A 20,308-nucleotide genomic window follows, 5' to 3' on the forward strand; every position below is an offset into this window, starting at 1 on the left:
TTCTGTAGTAAGTGCGTCTTTTTCTAGAGCCGATTAAGAGCCTGCCGCTATAAAATTATTATTAGGTTACGCAATACGGCAGTCCGATTATGGTTACATATCTGCATTAAAGTCCTCCTAAAAACCTTCTCAATACCTCCTAAAACGCTCTCAAAGCCTCAGAACACGGGGTGTTGATCAGGTTCGGGAGACTCTGCTTTGACATTCTGTCAAGGCACAGCTGCCAGAACCGGATTCATGTATATAAACACAAAACCAAAAGAAAAAATATAAGGATATCGGTATTTTAAGGGGGGCAGTGGATCAAGCGCGTTAGCACATGGCGTTAATCCCAGCGGCCAGCCGGAGTTTAACGGTTCTGGCGCTTTCAAGAGTGTTCAGTGAACCCGGGCTGCGTCCAGGGTTGATGCCTGTGCCAGACGCTGAGCAAGATAGTGCTGGAGTTCGCTCCAGTCCTGTTCCGTCCACAGGTTGTTTTTCATCATCATGCGTTGATTATCATAGGCTTCACGGGATTGTCTGCTCAGGGCGACACCGGTGACAGCTTCCATGGCCATGACGCCCTCCATCAATCGGCGCTGCCATGTCAGCCCGGCGCCCAGAGACTCCAGCAAGGCCAGGTATTCCGGCGAATACAGCACTTTGTCGGAGAAGTACTTCTCGGCCAGGTGAGTGACGTTGAACAGCCGTCGCAAGTGCACCGGTGGCAGATTTTGCCAGTACTGCACGCCCCGTTCGATGTCGCCAACCATGAGCGCCAGCACACCGTTGTTGTAGTAGAAGTCGGGGTTGTCACGCAAGGCCGCGTGATAGGCCGGTGTGTCGGCCTGAATGTCGCCGGCCAGGAAGCCCATGGTGTTTTCCGAATAGTGCGTCAGAATGCCTTCGAGGTCGACTTCACGTTGCTGGTTCAGGTAAATCCGGGCCTGCCGGAAATCGCCCAGGGCGGCCAGATTAACCGCAACCGATCCCAGGAAAGCAACATGATAGGGTCGTTGTTGCAGTTGATTTTTGCGCGCCATCACTGACTCGGCGGGTGTCAGTATATTGGTGCGGTAGCTCCAGGCCTCGTCCGGTGATATCTCAAACGGCCCGGCCTCTGCTGCCTGCTCGAGAAATTGTGCGGCTTCGTCGTACATACGCGCACCGATCAGCAGCAGGGCGTAGTGGCTGAGCGCAAAATGCGGCGGCGTGCCGGACAGAATCTGCTCGCGCAGCTGCATCTCCTGCTGAATATAGCTGGAGCCTCGCAAGCGCAATTTGATGGCGTGGATGGAGTCCAGTATGTCGCTGTCCGGATTGATCTGGGAGATCTGTCGGTGAGTGTCCAGCACCAGCTGGTACATCTTGTTTATTTTTTCCTCGCCGCTGTATACGGCCAGATTATTGGCGGCGGTAGCGACGCCGTGATAGGCGTTGAGAAACGTCGGATCCAGTTCAATGGCGGCCTGATGGGATTCGATTGCCCGTTCCCAGTCTGGCGGGCTGAACTGATTATTGTAAAACTCCCCGCGCAGGAAGTGTTCATATGCCATGGCATTGGTCGTCCCCCAGTCACGCATCTGCGTGCGTTCGCTCTCATTGAGATACACCCGGAGCGCGCTGGTGACATTGGAGACAATTTCATCCTGGACCGCAAAAATATCATTCATGGGCAGGTCGAACTGATCTGAGTACTGGCGCAGGCCGTCACTGGCGCGAACCAGTTGCACAATCACGCGCAAGCGCCCCTCCGAGGTCATGACGCTGCCTTGCAGCACGTGATCTGCCTGTTGCAGATAGCTGTCGTCATAACGGCGGCTGGCTGCCATCAATTCTGCGTTACGGGCAGGGGACAGCACCTGCAGGTGTCCCAGCTTGGAGAGGCCGTGAATCAGCGATTCGCGCAGTCCTTCAGCCAGAATCTGGTTCTCGTCACTGAAGTCCCGCGAAGCAAACGGCAACACTGCCAGCTTAACAACGCCGTTGGCTTCGGGTGTGGTTTCCGGGCTGCGCAACAACAGGGGCGCACTGATCACCAGCGTGCCCAGCATGGCGGCGATGGCCAGTTTGCGCCATAAAGTCCACCGGCTGCCTGTTGCGGAAGAGTCGTGACCCGGGCCTGATGTCGGCGCCGCATCCGGTTGCCCGGCGGCGTGAGTCGGGTTGCCTGCGCTGCCGGTGCTGCCTGCGTCAGCCGCTACAACCGTCTCAGATTCGGCGGCGACGGATTGCGGCGCCCCGGTCGTAACCCGCGCAATCAGCGTATACCCGCGTTTGGGGATGGTTTTGATATAACTGGGGTTGTGCGCATTGTCCTGCAGCGCGCTGCGTAATTCGGCAATAGCCTTGTGCACAGCGTGGTCAGAGGCGATCGGCGAGCGCCAGATGGTTTCCAGAAACTCCCCGGGGCTGACGACGTTGCCGGCACGTTCGATGAGAAGCTTGAGCACATCCATGCTGCGAGGCGTGATCTTGGTCTCCACACCATTTTTTTCGACCGTACAGGCCCCCGGTGATAGCAGCCAGTCACCGATCAGGAGTGTTTGATAGTCATGCGCTGAGGATGTCTTTTTTTGGGTCATGGCCATGCTTTCTTTTTATACCAGTATGCAAACAAATACTACGTCAAAGGTCAAGATTTTGTGTCAATGATTTGACTTCTGTTTCGCCAGGGGAAAACTGTTACTTTAACGACATCCGGCACTCCTCAAAATTGCAGAAATTTGATCTCACCCGGACCGCGTCAGGCCGACAGGTTCAACATCGTTGATGCAATTTAAGGGCCAGCAAGGTTGTCAGGGGTAAGGGCGAAACAGCGCCAGGATCCGGCCCGGGCGTGCGCCATGATGATGCGCGCCCGTTCTGCGCGCACCATCCTGGGGCCCGCCAGCGGGGTGCCGGAGAAATTTTAGTAGGTTTTGGGGATCTTTCAGGCAGGACTTTGTTCCCTTGTTTGGGTAATAATGCAAGAGTACAAGCAGTCCGGGGTGGCAATTCGCTTTATTGCGTCCCCCCGATTTACAAGAATTAGATCGCAGAGGATTACATCCGTGTCAAAACCCGTTTCCCGTCGAGAATTTTTGAATCTTATCGCCGCCACCGGTGGCGTTGCCGCTGTGCTTGGCATAGGTGGCGCGCTGGGTCTTATTCCCGGCACTACCTCTGCCAGTGTCCCCAATCTGATGCCGCTGAACGGCCAGCGCAAACGCGTGTTGATTCTGGGGGGAGGTATCTCTGGTCTGACAACCGCATACGAGCTTGGCAAGGCCGGCTATGATTGCACCGTGCTGGAGGCCTCACATCGCTGCGGCGGACGCGTCATGACCGTGCGTCATGGTGACCTCATTGATGAAATAGGCAATCCGCAGATTTGTAACTTCGATGATGAACCTCATCTGTATTTCAATTGTGGTGCCGCCCGGATTCCCAGTACACATGCCAATGTGCTGGCCTATTGCAAGGAGCTGGGTGTTGACCTGGAGATGTTCATCAATGAAAACAAGCAGGCTCTGGTCCATGATCCGGATCTCAACGGCGGCAAGCCCATGCGTAACATTGATATCAGCACCAACCTGAAAGGGTTTATGGCCGAGCTGATGTGGAAGGGCTACAACAATGCCGAACTGGATCAGCCATTCACCGATGATGAGGCCCAGAAGATCGTGACCCTTATCCGTCAGTTTGGTGACCTGGACGCCAATGGCGAATACCACGGCAGCGGCAGAGCCGGTTATGTTTCGGGTGGTTATATAGACGAAGGCGTGCATCATGAAATGATCAACATTCGTGACATCCTGCAGGCCAACGTTGGTCTGCTGCGCTCCACTCTGCTGGAAAATGAAGGCGAGACCGCGCCCATGCTGATGCAGCCGGTGCACGGTATGGACAATATCATCAAGGCTTTCACCCGCCAGCTTGACGGCAAGATTGAATACCATGCCATGGTGGCGGGGGTTTATGACCATGGCGACAGGGTACATGTGCTGTACGACAAGGACGGCGAGCGTCACCGTGTGGAAGCCGACTATGTGTTTAACTGTATTCCATCCCACCTCATGGTGGGTATAGATAATAACCTGCCTGAAGCATACATCACCGCCATGCGTCAGATTGGCCGCGGGGAAGCTTACAAAGGGGCTTTCCAGATGAAAGAACGATTCTGGGAAAAAGACAGCATTTACGGTGGCATCACCTGGACCAATCAGCCGATCCGTCAGCTGTGGTATCCGTTCCATGGTTTGCTGAAACAGAAGGGCGTGATGCTCGCTGCCTATGACTACGGTGGCGGCTCTGAGTTCATGCGTATGACTCACGAAGAGCGCATCGAGGCCATGCTGGCACAAGGTGAGCAGGTGCACCCGGAGTACCGTGAAATGGCGGAAAACGGCATTACCATCGCCTGGCACCGTATGAATCACATGCTGGGCTGCTCTGCCCGTTGGGGGCAAATGACACCGGAGAAAATGCAATACTACCGTGCACTGCAGCAACCCAGTGGCCGTCATTACTTTATTGGTGATCAGGTGAGTATTCATGCCGCGTGGATGGAAAGCGCCATTCAGTCGGCACACTGGGCGTTAGCGCATATGGATCAGCAAGTCCGGGCAGAAGTCGGCGCCTGATTCATTGCCAGTTTGATCTGCATCAAAATAGGGCTCTCCCGCTGAACTTAGTATGACGTGGTTTTTGTTCAATCACCGATGACTGATAGGCGGGAGATACCATGATAAATAGATCAACTCTGCAAAAAACCTTGCTGGTGACCGGTTTGCTGTTCGGCAGCCAAACGGCGCTGGCGCAGATTGAGGGTGTATACAAGTCAGATAGCGGCGACGACTGCATTCTTACCATTTCCGAAATCAATATCCCTGTTCCCAAGTTTGGCGATGCCTATTACCGCATTGAATCGCGTGGGATAGCTGCCTGCATGTGGGACGGTGTGGGTATTTCCATCTCCACCAATCTGACGGGCGGCTACGTCACCCTGCCGCCGGTGCACAATCGCGTAAGCATTAATGCCAAGTGGCTTTTCGGGCCCACCAGTCCAAAGATTGAGATGGAGCAGCGCAATGCGGATGGCGAGCATGTGCTTACCGGGACCTTTACCCGGCAATAACACGCCAGTTGCTATTCATTCTTCCTGAATGCGAAAGTGCGGGAGCCGCGGGGAAGCGGTTCCCGCAAGACCTGTGTGTGCATAAGCTACGGAATGGCTCCGTCGTAAGTTGAATGCATTCACAATCTGTTGAACTGCGGCACAAGCTGGTTTAGTCTTCTTGTTTTCGCCGAACAACCGTGTCAGGAGCAGAATAAATGACAATGCAACAGACTCCACTCTTAATGCACCGGCTGATGGATCGGGGTGCCATGCTGCAACCCGATGTTGAAGTCTTGACGGCTACTGCCGATGGCGCCCGCAGCCAGACCATGCTGGAAACCCGCAACCGTGCCCACCAGCTGGCTCATGCATTAAAGGATGCCGGTATCGAGATCGGTGACCGTGTCGGGACGTTCATGTGGAATGGCTCCCGTCACCTCGAGGCTTATCACGCTGTCGCCTGTATGGGTGCGGTGATTCATACGCTCAACATCCGACTGTCTCCGGTTGACCTGGAATACATCATCAATCACGCGCAGGACAAGATCATCATTGTTGATGCTGACGTTCTGCCCGCGCTGGAAAAGCTGGCAGGCAAGATGCCCAGTGTGGAAAAAATTGTGGTCGCTGCCGAGCCCGGGTTTGAAAACTGGGAAACCAGCTTGCCCAATGCCATCGATTACGAAGAGTTCATTAAAGGCAAACCCACCCAATATCAGTGGCCGGAAATAGACGAAAACTCGGCTATGGGTCTGTGTTATACCAGCGGCACTACGGGCAAACCCAAAGGTGTGATGTATACCCACCGCGCCAATTATCTGCATACCGTTGCTATTGCGATGACCGATGTCATGGGGCTGTCGGCAACCGATACCTTGCTGGGTATTGTGCCCATGTTCCACGCCAACGCCTGGGGCCTGCCCTGGGTGGCCTGCATGCTGGGTATGAAACAGGTGTATCCGCATCGGTTCATGGTGCCTGATCACCTGGCCCGCATGATCATGGATTATGATGTCACCATTTCGGCTGGCGTACCTACGATCTGGCAAGGGGTAAAAGGCCTGATCGAGGCCAATCCGGGCAAGTATAAATTCAGTGCGCTGACACGGCTGACCTGCGGTGGTTCAGCGCCGCCCCCGTCACTGATCGAGTGGTTCTGGGAGGCGCTGGGTGTGGAAATGGTGCAGGGTTGGGGCATGACCGAGACCAGTCCGCTGGCCACCATCAGTCGCCGCACCGGCAAGCGCAAGCATCTGGATATGGGCGATGCCGAGCGGGCCGCCAATCAGGCCAAAGCCGGTTTGCCGATTCCGGGGCTGGAGATTGAGATTTTTGATGATGAATGGAATGTGCTGCCGCACGATGGTAAGGCGTTCGGCGAACTGCTGATCCGTGGTCCCTGGATTTGTTCGGAATATTTCAACAACCCGCAGCCGGACAAATTCCACGATGGCTGGCTGGTCACAGGCGATGTTGCCAAGATTGATCCGGAAGGTTACATCATCATCACTGACCGCTCCAAAGACCTGATCAAATCAGGTGGTGAGTGGATATCATCCGTCGATCTGGAAAACCACATCGCTGGTTTGGCTGCTGTGTCCCAGGCCTGCGTCGTGGCGCATCCGCATCCGCGCTGGGATGAGCGCCCGGTAGCATTGGTTATCAAAAAACCGGATGCCGAGCTGACGCCGGAACAGGTCATCGCGCATTGTGATGGCAAATTTGCCAAATGGCAGCTGCCGGATGATGTGTTGTTCGTGGATTCGATTCCGTTGACTGCGACAGGCAAGATGGACAAAAAAGTCGTTCGTGCACAACTGGAAGCCGACGGTTATAAACTGCCGGACCAACGCTAAACTAAGGAAGGTACTTGGAGAACGCACAGGTATCGAGGGTTGCCGGTTTTTGCTCCTGCAAAACCGGCATTTCCGCCGGCCATGGCGCGTTCAGGTACACCCTCGCTCACAACCCCACTCCGCAGCCCCGGCAGGCGCTCCCCAAGCGGGGGCTGTTTACCTGCAGCCTCAATCTTTCCTGCCACAGATTCTATCTCAGGGCTTGCCCTCATTTAAAGTTGCTCGATACGTGTCAGGTCCCGTCTGGCTTGTGCAATTAAGAGACGCTGGCATTGAGAGCGACTATGCTGGAGAATTCGTGACCAAACCAATACAGAGGCTCCCACGGGAATGACAGTGCGCAGACGACGAGCAAAAGAAAAACAGGAGCGCCATGACGAAATACTGGATGCCGCCGAGCTGGCGTTTTTTGACAAAGGCTACGAACAAACATCGATGGACGATATTGCGCGTACGGCCCAGCTGAGTCGTGCCCTGTTGTATGTCTATTTCAAGGACAAGGCCGCCATCATGCGTGGCGTCATGTTGCGCGCGGCGCAGTCGTTGCAGCATCGTTTTGAGACAGCGATGGCTGCCGGCGAGACCGGGGTTGCGCAAATAGAGGGCATCGGACACGCCTACCACGCGTTTTCGGTCGATCAGGCCAACTACTTTGATGTGCTGACCAGCATGGCGACATTTCCCGGCCCCGAGGACAGAGATGCACAGCTGGTAGCGCTGGACCATTGCCGCGAGTGCGTCAATGATCTGATGGTGAAGGCGTTACAGAACGGCATACAGGATGGCAGTCTGAGTGAAACATACATTCAGAGCCCGCTTCAGACCGCGTTCTACCTGCAGGGAGCCTTGCACGGCGTCATCATGCAAACCCGTGGTGCGAAATCATCACAATCCGATTACCCGGAAGCAGGCGACCTCATTAAATATACCATTGCCATGTTGACCAACTCGATTGAGCCCTGAGATCCACCTTCCTTTGAACGGCCTGGCTGGCAAAAACAGGATACTGATATGTCTTCTTTGATACTGAGTCGACGTGACATCGACTTTATGCTTTACGAGTGGCTCAATGCGGAGTCTCTGACGGCTTTACCACGGTATGCGGATCATTCCCGCGAAACATTTGATGCGGTGCTGGACCTGAGCGCACAAATTGCGACCGAGCATTTTGCCAGTCACAACAAAAAGAACGATGCCAATGAACCGTGGTTTGACGGTGAGACGGTCCATATGATTCCGGAGGTAAAAGCGGCACTGGACATTTTTGCTGACGCCGGCCTGATCGCCGCCGGTCAGGACTATGACCTGGGCGGTATGCAATTGCCCACGCTGGTAGAGAAAGCCTGTTTTGCCTGGTTTCTGGCGGCAAATGTGGGAACGGCCGCGTATCCATTTTTAACGATTGGCAACGCCAACCTGTTATTGACCTATGGTACACCCGAGCAGAAGCAATGCTGGGTGCAACCCATGATGGAAGGACGGTTTTTCGGCACCATGTGCCTGTCCGAACCACAGGCTGGTTCTTCGCTGGCCGATATCCGCACGCGGGCAGAGCCTGACGGCGAGGGTGGGTATCGTGTCTTCGGCAACAAGATGTGGATATCCGGCGGCGAGCACGGCCTGTCGGAGAATATTGTACACCTGGTGCTGGCAAGGTTACCGGAGGCGCCGTCCGGGGTGAAAGGCATTTCATTGTTTATTGTTCCCCGGCAGCTGCTCAGGGAGGATGGCACGGTGGGTGAGCACAATGACGTGGTACTGGCAGGTTTAAACCACAAAATGGGCTACCGTGGCACGACCAATACCCTGCTGAATTTTGGTGAAGGCAAGTTTACCCCGGACGGCAAAGCCGGTGCCGTGGCCTATCTGGTGGGTGAGGCGCATAAAGGCCTGTCGTACATGTTCCATATGATGAATGAAGCGCGCATCGGCGTGGGGCTGGGCGCCGCCGCGCTGGGTTATACCGGTTTTCTGCATGCCCTGGACTATGCCCGTGAGCGCAAACAGGGCAGGGCAACGGGCGCCAAGGCCCCGTCATTGCCACCGGTGCCCATCATTGAGCATACCGACGTAAAGCGCATGCTGTTGGCGCAGAAAGCCTATGTTGAAGGCGGTCTGGGACTCAACCTGTATTGCGCCCGGCTGGTAGACGAAGAACGTACCAGCCAGGGAGATGATAAAGCGCGTGCCACGTTATTGCTGGATATGCTGACCCCGGTGGCCAAGAGCTGGCCTTCGCAATGGTGCCTGGAGGCCAACAATCTGGCGATTCAGGTGCATGGTGGTTACGGTTATACCCGTGATTACAATGTTGAGCAGTTTTACCGCGACAACCGCCTGAACCCGATCCACGAAGGCACGCACGGAATTCAGGCGCTGGATCTGCTGGGACGCAAGGTGGTCATGCAGGACGGGCTGGGACTGGATTTGTTATTAAATCTGATCCAGGCCACAACGGCGCAGAGCGCGGAGTTGCCAGCGCTGGCGGAGTTCGGTGCACAACTTGATGCAGTTGTGTACCGTCTGGCCGATGTGACGCGAAAGCTGCATGCCAGTGGTCAACCTGCGGAGACACTGGCCAATGCTGCAGTTTACCTGGAGGCATTTGGCCATACCGTGGTGGCGTGGATCTGGCTTGAGCAGATGCTTGCCTCAGCCGGCAAGCAGGGAGATTTCTATGCCGGTAAAAACCAGGCCGGGCGCTGGTTTTTTGCCTGGGAGTTACCAAAGACCGAACAATGGTTGACGCTGTTGGCCAGCCTTGATGAAACGTGTCTCACCATGCAGGACAGTTGGTTCTGACAGGCGTTTGATGCAGTTGTGACAATTTGTATCTCTTGTCCGGTGTCCCCGCCCGCATGGGCGCGGGTAGCCGGGTGTGAAAAGAAACACATATTCAGCCCAAAACCCTGCCACCCATCCTTTTTTCCTACTCCAAAACCTACTTTTTTCCTTCCCGAATGTTTACGAAACTGTGACTTATCATAATAGTTTGTCGTTTTGACGACAGTAATCACGCGGCCTGGCAGTAAACTCGATGCGATGTTGCCGCGTCTTCCCTGGTTGGCAGACGGTGCAGGCATCATGTTTTATCCCGAAAAGTAAAAATAAACGGAGAGAGACAGCAAACATGCCTACTAATAACCCCAAAAACTATTTACGAGCGATGATTCAGGCCTGCGTCAGTGGCGCCCTGCTCATGCCTGCTGCTGCTCTGGCACAGCAGGGTGATACACCCGAAGTGGAAGAGGTGGTGGTCACCGGGTCCTTTATCCGAAACAGTGCTTTTGCCCAGAACAACCCCGTGGACACGGTTACCCAGAGCGATATTCTGGAATCCGGTGCCCCCAGCATGGGTAACTATATCCGTGACCTGCCTTATACGCAGAACACCAACACCGTTGCCAACGTCAATGCCGGTAACAGCGGTCCTCAGTCCAGTGTAGGCACCACCTTTAACCTGCGCGGTTTGGGCGAGAACAGCACCCTGACGCTGATGGACGGCACACGTTCGGTTGATGCCGGTATTAACACCCTGTTACCGGAAATCGCCATTGACCGGCTGGAAGTGGTACTGGATGGGGGATCGGCACTGTATGGCTCAGATGCGGTAGCTGGTGTGGTCAACCTGATTCCGGTGAAAGAGTTTGATGGTTTTCGCGTGCGCCTGTATCACCAGTTTGATGAGCCGCAAGAATTTGAGGATAACAAGATCGGCGTGATGTTTGGCCGCAATTTCAGCAATGGCATCAACTATGTGTTTGCCGCTGATTATGCACGGACTACGCCGCTGATGATGTACGAGCGTCCACGAACACTGCGCGCAGCCTACGGCTGGGCCAACTCGGGCAACCCGGGCGTCTGGCGCGAACTGGACGGTGCCACGCCGAACCCGGGCCAGGTGCATGGCGGCGATCTGGTCGGCGGCAATATGGTCGACCCGAGCTGCGGCACATTTAATGAAGTGACTGATTTTGGCGCTGCCAATAATAACCCGAGTGGTATCCCCCGGCCGGGAAACAACTGTTTCTTTAATTACAATGCGCAATGGCCACTGGCGGAAGGCAGAACCGAATACAATATCTATCAGAACATGACTTACGATCTCAATGATCAGGTTCAGCTTGACGCGCAAATGACCTTGGCTAACCGTGAAAGTGAAAACCACAATACCCTGAGTTATCAATTAAACGCCAACAACCGGGAAGCGCTGGTGGTGCCGGCGGCACATCCGGCGAATCCTTTTAATATGGATGTTGGCCCTCAGTTGTGGCGACCGTTTGCCGCAGCCGGCACACTGCCCAGTTACGCCGACCCCAAAACGGGCGCGCGTAAACAAACATACGATGACACCATACAGCGCTACAAAGTGGGCGCCCGGTTCGACCTGAACAGCTCCTGGACGGCTAACACATCCTACTCCTGGCAGCGTGTACATCGAGACTACACGGCGCACATGATCAATATGCCCAATCTTGCCTCGGCACTGATCGGACAGGGCGGGGTCAATGGCAATGAGTGGTTTAACCCCTTCGGTTCTGCTGATACCCGGTCGCCATTCTACGATGCCAATACTACGGCCAACAGCCAGGCACTGGTGGACTGGATCGCGCCAACGGTGCCGTTCCGCACCTCCCAGCAGGAATTGATGGTATTTGAAGTCAATGCCACCGGTGATTTGTATCAACTGCCATCCGGTATGGCGCAGATGGCGATTGGTTACCAGATGCGCGATATTGATGAGTGGAACTATGCCAACCCGCTGTCGGCATCGGGCAGGGACTATAACACCAGTGTCATTGACACACCGCCGACTGATCGCAACTACGGCAGCCGCGTGCAGGCAGCTTACCTGGAGTTTGAAATACCCTTGCTCGATACGCTGGATGCACAGATAGCGGTGCGTCATGAAAACTTCACAACCTATGATCTGCAGACAACGACGCCGAAAATAGCATTGCGTTGGGAGGCTCTGCCCGAGTTGGCTTTCCGGGCCTCCGTCGGTGAAAGTTTTCTGGCGCCGACACCAGCTGATGCACGACCGTTTGATCCCAATGAGAATTGCGGTGAAATTTTCTTTGGCAGCGATCCGATTACCGGTGGTGTGCTCAATGGTGGCGCAACCTGTTCGTCTGGCAACCCTCGACTGGATCCGGAAACCTCGGATATCTGGAACGTCGGCTTTACCTGGGAGCCACTGGATGACCTAACCTTGAGTATGGATTATCAATCGATCGAGTACACCGATCGTATCCGTACGTTAGGTACTCTGGATATCGTAGCTATCGAGTTTGAGGAAATGCTGGCGGCAATCGGATCCTCGCCTTCAGCCTATGACCCCACCCCGGGCTCGACCACTCGGCTAGCAGCTAACGCGTGGATTGCGGCAGGCGGTTTGCCCAATGTCACGCGGGCGTTAAACGATAATCAGCGTGTATCGCGGGTTGTCAGACAGGCGCAGAACGTCAGCACAGTCTGGGTTGACCTCGTTGATGCCCGCGCCAGTTACACCATGGATACCAGCAATCTGGGTTCGTTTACCGCATCGCTAAACGCCACTTATAACACCAAGTACGAGTACGACGAGGGTGGTGACATAGTGGACGCGCTGGGTAAGCAAAATGGTCGTACCGGTATCGTGCCGCCTTTGCCACAGGTTAAAGGTCAGGCGCGCCTGAGCTGGATCCGGGACAAGCACAGCGCGTCGGCGAGCTGGAACTATCAGCACCACGTCGAGTTCGATGACAACGTAAACAACGCATTGACCGGAACGCCTCCGCCACCCGATGGCAAGATCCGTTCACAGGGTATTGTCAATGCGCAGTACACCTACCTGATGGACCAATACTTCGACAGTGAAGTGACATTGAGCATCGGGGTCAGCAATCTTTTTGATGAGTTGCCACAGCGACTGCCCATCCTGGGTGGTTTCGAAAGCCGCCTGCACAGCCCCTGGGGTCGGCAGTTCTGGATCTCTGCCGACTGGCGTCCGGGCTTTTAAGCCTGACGCCTGAACGCAGGGCATAAAAAAAGGGCTGTCACTTGCGTGGCAGCCCTTTTCATTTTGAATTCGCTTTACTTTAACAGTGCGGCGACTTCAAACGTTGCAGTCTTACAGACCAATAACGTTTTCTGCCTGAAGGCCTTTGGCGCCTTTAGTCACGGTAAACTCAACACGCTGGCCTTCTGCCAGAGTTTTGAATCCTGCAGATTTGATTGCGCTGTAATGTACGAATACATCGGCGCCGCCGTCTTGCTGAATGAAGCCGAAGCCCTTGGATTCGTTGAAGAATTTAACCTGACCTGTCACTGTAGACATAAAATATTCCTTGAAATTACTAAAATTAAATATGCACCGTGCACGGAAACGGGGTGCTGATCAGAAAACTGATACAACAACACCACATACCGGAACCCGGTAAGCAGAAAAATACGATTACATATACATTTACACGACGAGGGTCTACTTGCGGCACTTCGTATTGCAGATATAGATATAGCCGGTATTCTGGCTTGCGGTGCAGTCTACAGTAACGCTGTGCCAAGTCAACGACTATTTATCAGCAGGTTGGCATTCGGCGGTTGGGTCAGGCCCATACGATATGCGTCGAGGTTAAATGCTGCTTTGGATGCTCTCCAATGCCTCTGAAGAGCGGCCTTGCGCCAGCGGCAGGTGCATCTGCGCGGCAGTCAGCAAGGGAGATTTGCGGCTATTACATTATCGCTGGTGCTGGGTTATCATTCCCGACAAATCTAATAATACAAGGGGAGTAAACGGATGCGTTTCAAACATTTGCGATCTGCGCTGGCGCTCGCGACGGCCTCATTGGTGCTGGCAGCACAGGTGTCCGCACAGGAATTGTCTTACGGTTCACCTGAATCAGTGGGCATGTCCGCTGAACGGCTGGAACGCATTGCACCGGTGCTGCAGCAGTATGTCGACAGTGGCGAGCTGGTCGGCGTGGTCAGTATGCTCGCCCGTCGTGGCGAAGTTGTGCATTTTGAAGAATTCGGCGATCTGAACAAGAGCACCGGCCAGGCACTGGCAACGGACAGCATTTTTCGTATTTACTCCATGACCAAGCCCATCACCACGATGGCGGTGATGATGTTGTACGAAGAAGGCAAGCTGCAACTTAATGATCCTGTCGCGCGTTATCTGCCCGAATTTGCTGATGTCCGTGTCGCCGGCCCCGGGGGCTCGCTGGTGGCACCGCAACGACCGATGACGGTGCAAATGTTGATGACCCATAGCGCCGGTTTGACCTACGGCGTGTTCGGCGACACCATGATAGACCGTCAATACCGCGATGCCGGTGTCATGACCAGTCCTGACCTGGATGTTTTCATTGAACGTCTCGGACAGATCCCGTTGCAATATCAGCCGGGCACACGCTTCCATTATAGTGTGGCCACCGACGTGCTGGGTGCCGTGGTTGAAGCCGTGTCCGGTCAGTCACTGGGTGAGTTTTTTCAGCAACGCATCTTCGGGCCACTGGAAATGCAGGATACATTCTTCCAGGTCCCGGCAGACAAGCTGAACCGGTTCGGGACCAATCATACCTTTGATCCTCAGTCGGGAGAGCTGGTGGTGAGCGATGCCCCCAGTGCCAGCAATTTTGTTAATCGGCAAACGTTTGAGTCAGGTGGCGGCGGATTGCTGTCGACGGCCGAAGACTATATGAAGTTTAGTCAAATGGTGTTAAACGGTGGCGAGCTTGATGGTGTTCGCATTATCGGTAACAAAACTCTGGAATATATGACACAAAACCATCTGCCCGGTATTTTCGGCGACAATGGTCAACATGCGCCTGATACATTGCCCGGTTTTGTTGATGGCACCGGCTTTGGTCTCGGTTTTGCCGTTATTGAAGACCCCACCGCTGCCGGCGGTATTGGTTCCAAAGGTGAATACTATTGGGGTGGTGCCGCCGGCACCATTTTCTGGATAGACCCGGTGGAGGAGCTTATTGGTGTTGTAATGATTCAACACATGAATGTGCAGGTACCATTACGCGCGACATTCAAGGCCTTGGCCTACGGTGCCATTATCGACTGACAGCCCGGGCTTTCAGGTGGTTGGTGGCAGCAGAATAATATTGGGGAGAGAAGGAATCAGTCATGCGCTTGCATCAGGCAGGTGACCGTGTCGTTATCAGTGGCCTTGGCCTCTGGACACCGGATCACGTCGTAACAAATACAGAACTGGTGCAGGCGTTAAACGCTTACGCCGATAAACACAATGACATGCATCAGGCAGCGATTGAATCCGGCCATGTCAAAGCGGTGATGAAATCAGATCCCGATTTTATTGAAAAAGCCAGCGGTATCAAACAACGTCACGTGTATATTAAAGAGGGCATACTCGACGTTGATCATATGCGGCCGCTAATTCCCGAGCGCGGTGATGAGGAACTCAGTCATCAGGCCGAAATTGCGTTGCATGCGGCACGCAGTGCAATGACTTCTGCCAATAAAAAGGCCGAAGATATCGATGCTGTTATCGTCAGTTGCGCCTATACACAGCGTGCCTATCCCGCCATTGCCATCGAGGTGCAGGACGCGTTGGGTATCGACGGGTTTGGTTTTGACATGCTGGTGGCGTGCTCGGCGGCGACCTTCGCTTTGCACCGGGCCTGGGAGATGGTGAAATCAGGGTCGGCTCGCGCCGTGCTGGTCATCAACCCCGAACTGGTGTCGCCGCAGGTGAATTACTGTGACCGGGACAGTCATTTTATTTTTGGTGATGTGGCCACCGCCGTCATAATCGAGCGGGCGGAAACAGCTGACAGCGAGCACAGCTTCGAGATTCTGGGTACGCAGGCGAAGACGCTGTATTCGAATAATATCCGTTCCAATTTTGGTTATATGTCGCGTGCCTATGGCGGCGATCCGTTTGCTGCTGATAAATTGTTTCACCAGGAAGGGCGGTCCGTGTTCAAGGAAGTCTGTCCGATGGCAGCGGAGCATTTGTCACAACATCTGGCGTTGCATGATCTGACGCCCGCCGATGTCAGACGCTGGTGGTTGCATCAGGCCAATATCAACATGAACCAGCTGATTTCGAAAAAACTCCTGGGTCGCCTGCCGGATGCGGATGAGGCGCCCATCGTCCTGGACCGTTATGCCAATACCGCGTCCGCCGGTTCCGTGATCGCCTTGTCCCTGTATCATCAGGATCTGAAGCCAGGTGATATTGGGGTCCTGTGTTCGTTCGGCGCCGGGTATTCAATAGGCAGTCTGTTGTTAAAAAAACAATAACCGGGCAATTATTCAGACGCCATTAGCCAGCATTAAAATCCAAGTTGCGGAGTAGTTGCGTGTTCGTAAGTTTACCCAGTCTGATCCGATTAAAGCGTTTGTTGTCGATGTCCGCCGCAATTCTGATTACGTCCCACTCGACTTTTTTGCAGGCAGCCACACCGGCGGAGCGGGGTCAGTGGATGGCGGCCATGGGCGGATCCGGTTTGCGCGGATTTTACGCCTCCGGCAGCGACCTGGGTGAGATGGTCAATCGTGCGGTCAGCTATCAGACGGCGCAGCGTGTTTTTACCCGGCAGCAGGCAAACCCGGCCACTGCATCAAGGCCGCAAGACATGCGTTCGCGTTCCGATACCTGGGTGGTTCAATCGGACTCCCTGATACCGGTAGCCCATGCAACAGAGCGGCCTTTATTTGTTCGGGCATTGCTGCGTTCTGCCGGTCGTGATGAAGCTGGCCGTGTTGACAGTCGCAACGACCGTCTTGATCTTGGGCTGATCTACGCACCCTCAGCCAGTTCCTTTCTCAGTTTCGGATTTGCCGCTGAATTTACACAAGCCGATATTTTTTATGTCACCGGTGAAACCAGTGGCAAGGCATGGGGGCCGCGGATTGATGCCGGCCTGGTGTTGGGGTCTGTGTGGGCCGTTGGTATGCGCGCAGACTATTTAGAGTTTAGCGGCGATAATGAGGTGAGTGTGATGACCGGTGCCGGTCCACTTAACATCACACGCGATGTGGATTATCAGCGCCGCTATTTGCAACTGGATGCAATTGCCCGTTTAGATCAGTCGATTCTACCCTGGCTGCCGGATGCGTCCGTGCTGAGCTGGACCAGCAGTTTTCGACATTTGCATATTCGCAATCAACCGACGATCAATAGTCTCGGTCAACCAGTGGCGGAACCCTTCGGCGAACGCAACCGGTTGAGCGTCATTGCCACCGGCGTCAACCTGTCGTACCCACTGAGTAAAACCGGTCGCTGGAGTGTATTCGGTGAAGTCATGCTTGATTACGAGCTGGAGACCAATATGAACCTGCCTATTGATGACCGGACTGCGGTTACGCTGAGTTCGGGTATCGTTCGCCAGCTGGCCCGCGGGAAACGGATGCACTTACAGTATGACCGTTATCAGCATGTCCGGGGCACACGGTCGCGCAACAACCTGTCCTTGATTGCAACCATTGATTTTTAGGGGCAGGGCCTCAGTGTTTAGAGCCAGCCCTTCACCTTAAAGAAAACGTATGGCGCAACGCCGGACATAACCATCAGGCCCAGTGCCCACGGGTACCCCAGTTGCCAGCTGAGTTCGGGCATGGTGCTGAAATTCATGCCATAGATGCTGGCAATCACGGTTGGCGGTAAAAACACCACCGCGGCAATTGAAAAGATCTTGATGATCTTGCTTTGCTGAATACTGATAAACCCCTGTGCAGCATCCATCAAAAAGTTGATCTTGTCGAAAACAAAACTGTTGTGCGGCAGCAGGGAGTCAATATCGCGCAACAGCTCCCGTGCGGTTTCTGCATGGTCGGGTGACAGTTTTCCGCGGCGCAACAGAAAGCTAAGTGCGCGCTGGGTATCCATCAGGCACAAACGCACCTTGCCGTTGGTGTCCTCCTGTCGTGCAAGCTCGTCGAGGGCGTCCTCGATGGGGCTGTCATTGTCTTCCAGCACCAGGTTGCTGGTATTCTCCAGCTGGGTGTAAACCTCTTCCAGGGTGTCAGCAAGGTCGTCGATCTTGATCTCGAACAGCGACAATACAATGGTAACCGGATCTTCGACCAATCCGTGCAAGCGACGGGCACGCATGCGCATGAGGCGAAAAGCCGGTATTTCACGCTCGCGCAGGGTGATAAGCTGGTTGTCGGTCAGAGTAAACGCGACACTGGTGTTGCGGTGGCGTTCTTCGACTTTGTGCAGGAACAGAGAGTGCACATGCAGTCCCGCTTCATCCTGATAGGAGCGGGCGCTGGCCTCGATCTCCTCGACATCCTCGGTGTCAGGCAGGGGCTGGCTATGCAGGCTTTCCACCAGCTGTCGCTCATCATCATCCGGATTTAGCAGGTCAAGCCACATGGCAGAGGCCAGTGCCTCACGGGTGATCTCTCCCTGGGTTGAAACCAGGTATTTTTGATCATTAAGTTGATAACGAATCAGCATGCCATGTCCTGCCTGTTGTTGTTTGCCTTGTCGCCTGTGGGGCGGCGGTTCACCTTAACTGTCTCCGGTGTCAGTCGTCGCGGTCTGTGACTGCGCCATCAGAGGCTGATGACACGGTTCTGGCGTATTTAGCCAGCACGCCTCGGGTGTAACGCGGTGCCGGTTTTTGCCATTTCTCCAGACGGGTCGCGATATCGGCGTCGTCCAGGTGCAGCCTGACTTCCTGCCGTTCGGCGTCGATAGTGATTTCGTCGCCATTTTCAATGATGGCGATCGGGCCGCCATCAAATGCCTCTGGTGTCACGTGACCCACTACAAAACCATGGCTACCGCCGGAGAAACGACCGTCGGTGATCAACGCCACATCCTGACCCAGGCCGCGACCCATGATGGCCGAGGTGGGGCTCAACATTTCGCGCATGCCCGGACCACCTTTGGGGCCTTCGTAGCGAATAACAATAACATCGCCGGCAACCACTGTGCCGTCCAGAATGCCTTTCATGGATTCTTCTTCGGAATGGAACACCCGTGCCCTGCCAGTGAAGCGCAGGCCTTCTTTGCCGGTGATTTTAGCGACTGCACCCTGCGGTGCCACGTTGCCTCTCATGACGACCAGGTGGCTGTCCGGCTTGATCGGGTCAGCAAAGGAGCGAATGATCTCCTGACCCTCAGGGTAGGGTCTTACGTCGGCCAGATTCTCCGCCAGCGTTTTACCGGTCACGGTCAGGCAGGAGCCGTCGAGCATGCCCGCGTCTAGCATCATCTTCATCAGGGGCTGAATGCCACCAATCTTGATAAGCTCCGACATCAGAAAACGGCCGCTCGGACGCAGATCAGCCAGCATCGGCGTGGTCTTGCCGAGACGGGTGAAATCGTCCAGAGTGATCTTGACATTGATTGTGTGTGCCATTGCGATCAGGTGCAACACGGCATTGGTAGATCCGCCCAGCGCAATGACAACCTTGATTGCGTTTTCGAAGGCCGCCCTGGTCATGATGTCCGAGGGTTTGATGTCATTGTTGATCAGGTTCATGATGGCGTCGCCAGCGCGGACACAGTCATCGACCTTTTCCTGCGAAATGGCATCCTGTGCCGAGCTGTTGGGCAGACTCATGCCCAGTGCCTCAATTGCCGAGGCCATGGTATTGGCGGTATACATACCGCCGCAGGAGCCCGGGCCGGGGATGGCGGTTTCTTCGATATTCTTCAGTTCGATGTCAGACACTGTCCCGGCAGCATGGCCACCGACGGCTTCGAAGACCGACACGATATCAGTATGATTTTTGCCGGGCTGAATAGTGCCGCCATAAATGAAGATGGCAGGGCGGTTGAGGCGTGCCAGACCCATCAGGCAGCCAGGCATGTTCTTGTCGCAACCACCGATGGCGATGATGCCATCGTGTCCCATACATCCCGACACGGCCTCAATGGAGTCAGCAATGATTTCGCGCGACACCAGGGAGTACTTCATGCCCTCGGTGCCCATGGAAATCCCATCCGAGATTGTGATCGTATTGTAGATAACGCCTTTGCCTTGTGCCGCATTAACACCGCGATTGACATCATCAGCGAGCTTGTTGATGTGCATATTGCAGGGGGTGACCATGCTCCAGGTTGAAGCGATGCCAATCTGTGGTTTTTTGAAGTCGGCGTCGGAGAAACCGACAGCGTGCAACATGGCGCGGCTGGCGGCATGTTCAACGCCATCAACAACCTGGCTGGAGTACTTTCGGGTATTTTTATCACTCATGGCAATGTCCGTAATACGATGTTAAGCGGGTGTTTTATTTCCGCGAACTATACACCAGATGGGCCTGTCACGGCCAGCTCAGGCTGGTGACTTGTCTCTGCAGATGGTGTTCTGACGCATAGGCGGTTCGTTTTGTGTGGCGATTCGGTTAACATCGGGCATCTCGATTTCCGGCCAATAATGCTGGCCATTCATTG

The 20,308-nt window shown here is 54.7% G+C and carries 13 protein-coding genes; 9 read left to right on the plus strand and 4 right to left on the minus strand.

Going from position 1 to position 20,308, the window contains the following annotated elements:
• Positions 1–377 precede the first annotated feature (377 nt).
• On the minus strand, positions 378–2,564 hold the full coding sequence (locus tag ENH71_RS04940) for a winged helix-turn-helix domain-containing protein (RefSeq protein WP_294132463.1): 2,187 nt from the start codon (positions 2,562–2,564) through the stop codon (positions 378–380).
• Positions 2,565–3,032: 468 nt separating this feature from the next.
• Here ENH71_RS04940 and ENH71_RS04945 point away from each other — a divergent pair, with 468 nt between their 5' ends.
• The 6 genes from ENH71_RS04945 to ENH71_RS04970 all read left to right on the plus strand — a co-directional run bounded on the left by ENH71_RS04945 (position 3,033) and on the right by ENH71_RS04970 (position 12,937).
• Positions 3,033–4,604 (plus strand): flavin monoamine oxidase family protein, encoded by a 1,572-nt coding sequence (locus ENH71_RS04945; protein ID WP_294132466.1) that lies wholly within the window; start codon positions 3,033–3,035, stop codon positions 4,602–4,604.
• 101 nt (positions 4,605–4,705) lie between these two features.
• The gene (locus ENH71_RS04950; protein ID WP_294132470.1) at positions 4,706–5,098 is read left to right on the plus strand and encodes a hypothetical protein; all 393 of its coding nucleotides are present in this window, start codon (positions 4,706–4,708) and stop codon (positions 5,096–5,098) included.
• Positions 5,099–5,295: 197 nt separating this feature from the next.
• Complete coding sequence (locus ENH71_RS04955) at positions 5,296–6,936, plus strand: long-chain fatty acid--CoA ligase (RefSeq protein WP_294132473.1); 1,641 nt, start codon at positions 5,296–5,298, stop codon at positions 6,934–6,936.
• Between the two features lie 336 nt (positions 6,937–7,272).
• Positions 7,273–7,899 (plus strand): TetR/AcrR family transcriptional regulator, encoded by a 627-nt coding sequence (locus ENH71_RS04960; RefSeq protein WP_414704695.1) that lies wholly within the window; start codon positions 7,273–7,275, stop codon positions 7,897–7,899.
• 48 nt (positions 7,900–7,947) lie between these two features.
• Positions 7,948–9,738, plus strand: coding sequence for an acyl-CoA dehydrogenase (locus tag ENH71_RS04965; protein WP_294132476.1), 1,791 nt, complete (start codon positions 7,948–7,950; stop codon positions 9,736–9,738).
• A 328-nt stretch (positions 9,739–10,066) separates the two neighbouring features.
• A complete protein-coding gene (locus ENH71_RS04970; RefSeq protein WP_294132477.1) occupies positions 10,067–12,937 on the plus strand; it encodes a TonB-dependent receptor domain-containing protein in 2,871 nt (956 codons plus the stop codon).
• A gap of 111 nt (positions 12,938–13,048) precedes the next feature.
• Here ENH71_RS04970 and ENH71_RS04975 read toward each other — a convergent pair whose 3' ends face one another.
• Positions 13,049–13,255 (minus strand): cold-shock protein, encoded by a 207-nt coding sequence (locus ENH71_RS04975; RefSeq protein WP_070115710.1) that lies wholly within the window; start codon positions 13,253–13,255, stop codon positions 13,049–13,051.
• A gap of 459 nt (positions 13,256–13,714) precedes the next feature.
• Between ENH71_RS04975 and ENH71_RS04980 the strand changes: the two genes are divergently transcribed.
• From ENH71_RS04980 to ENH71_RS04990, 3 genes are all read left to right on the plus strand, one after another.
• On the plus strand, positions 13,715–14,995 hold the full coding sequence (locus tag ENH71_RS04980; RefSeq protein WP_294132482.1) for a serine hydrolase domain-containing protein: 1,281 nt from the start codon (positions 13,715–13,717) through the stop codon (positions 14,993–14,995).
• A gap of 62 nt (positions 14,996–15,057) precedes the next feature.
• Complete coding sequence (locus ENH71_RS04985) at positions 15,058–16,197, plus strand: beta-ketoacyl-ACP synthase III (protein ID WP_294132485.1); 1,140 nt, start codon at positions 15,058–15,060, stop codon at positions 16,195–16,197.
• Positions 16,198–16,256: 59 nt separating this feature from the next.
• Positions 16,257–17,393: a hypothetical protein gene (locus tag ENH71_RS04990; protein WP_294132488.1), complete on the plus strand. Its 1,137-nt coding sequence runs from the start codon at positions 16,257–16,259 to the stop codon at positions 17,391–17,393.
• Positions 17,394–17,410: 17 nt separating this feature from the next.
• Here ENH71_RS04990 and corA read toward each other — a convergent pair whose 3' ends face one another.
• The gene (corA, locus tag ENH71_RS04995) at positions 17,411–18,361 is read right to left on the minus strand and encodes a magnesium/cobalt transporter CorA (RefSeq protein WP_294132490.1); all 951 of its coding nucleotides are present in this window, start codon (positions 18,359–18,361) and stop codon (positions 17,411–17,413) included.
• Between the two features lie 70 nt (positions 18,362–18,431).
• Entirely contained in the window at positions 18,432–20,111 is a 1,680-nt protein-coding gene (gene ilvD, locus ENH71_RS05000) for a dihydroxy-acid dehydratase (protein ID WP_294132492.1), read from the minus strand.
• Positions 20,112–20,308: the final 197 nt, after the last annotated feature.

The organism is Pseudohongiella sp. (assembly GCF_011050365.1).
Lineage (GTDB): Bacteria > Pseudomonadota > Gammaproteobacteria > Pseudomonadales > Pseudohongiellaceae > Pseudohongiella.

What these genes read in the sequence shown, in the direction of transcription:
- ENH71_RS04940 (WP_294132463.1), bottom strand. Translation starts at nt 2,564, where the DNA reads ATGACCCAAAAAAAGACATCCTCAGCGCATGACTATCAAACACTCCTG.
- ENH71_RS04950 (WP_294132470.1), top strand. Translation starts at nt 4,706, where the DNA reads ATGATAAATAGATCAACTCTGCAAAAAACCTTGCTGGTGACCGGTTTG.
- ENH71_RS04955 (WP_294132473.1), top strand. Translation starts at nt 5,296, where the DNA reads ATGACAATGCAACAGACTCCACTCTTAATGCACCGGCTGATGGATCGG.
- ENH71_RS04965 (WP_294132476.1), top strand. Translation starts at nt 7,948, where the DNA reads ATGTCTTCTTTGATACTGAGTCGACGTGACATCGACTTTATGCTTTAC.
- ENH71_RS04970 (WP_294132477.1), top strand. Translation starts at nt 10,067, where the DNA reads ATGCCTACTAATAACCCCAAAAACTATTTACGAGCGATGATTCAGGCC.
- ENH71_RS04975 (WP_070115710.1), bottom strand. Translation starts at nt 13,255, where the DNA reads ATGTCTACAGTGACAGGTCAGGTTAAATTCTTCAACGAATCCAAGGGC.
- ENH71_RS04980 (WP_294132482.1), top strand. Translation starts at nt 13,715, where the DNA reads ATGCGTTTCAAACATTTGCGATCTGCGCTGGCGCTCGCGACGGCCTCA.
- ENH71_RS04985 (WP_294132485.1), top strand. Translation starts at nt 15,058, where the DNA reads ATGCGCTTGCATCAGGCAGGTGACCGTGTCGTTATCAGTGGCCTTGGC.
- corA (WP_294132490.1), bottom strand. Translation starts at nt 18,361, where the DNA reads ATGCTGATTCGTTATCAACTTAATGATCAAAAATACCTGGTTTCAACC.
- ilvD (WP_294132492.1), bottom strand. Translation starts at nt 20,111, where the DNA reads ATGAGTGATAAAAATACCCGAAAGTACTCCAGCCAGGTTGTTGATGGC.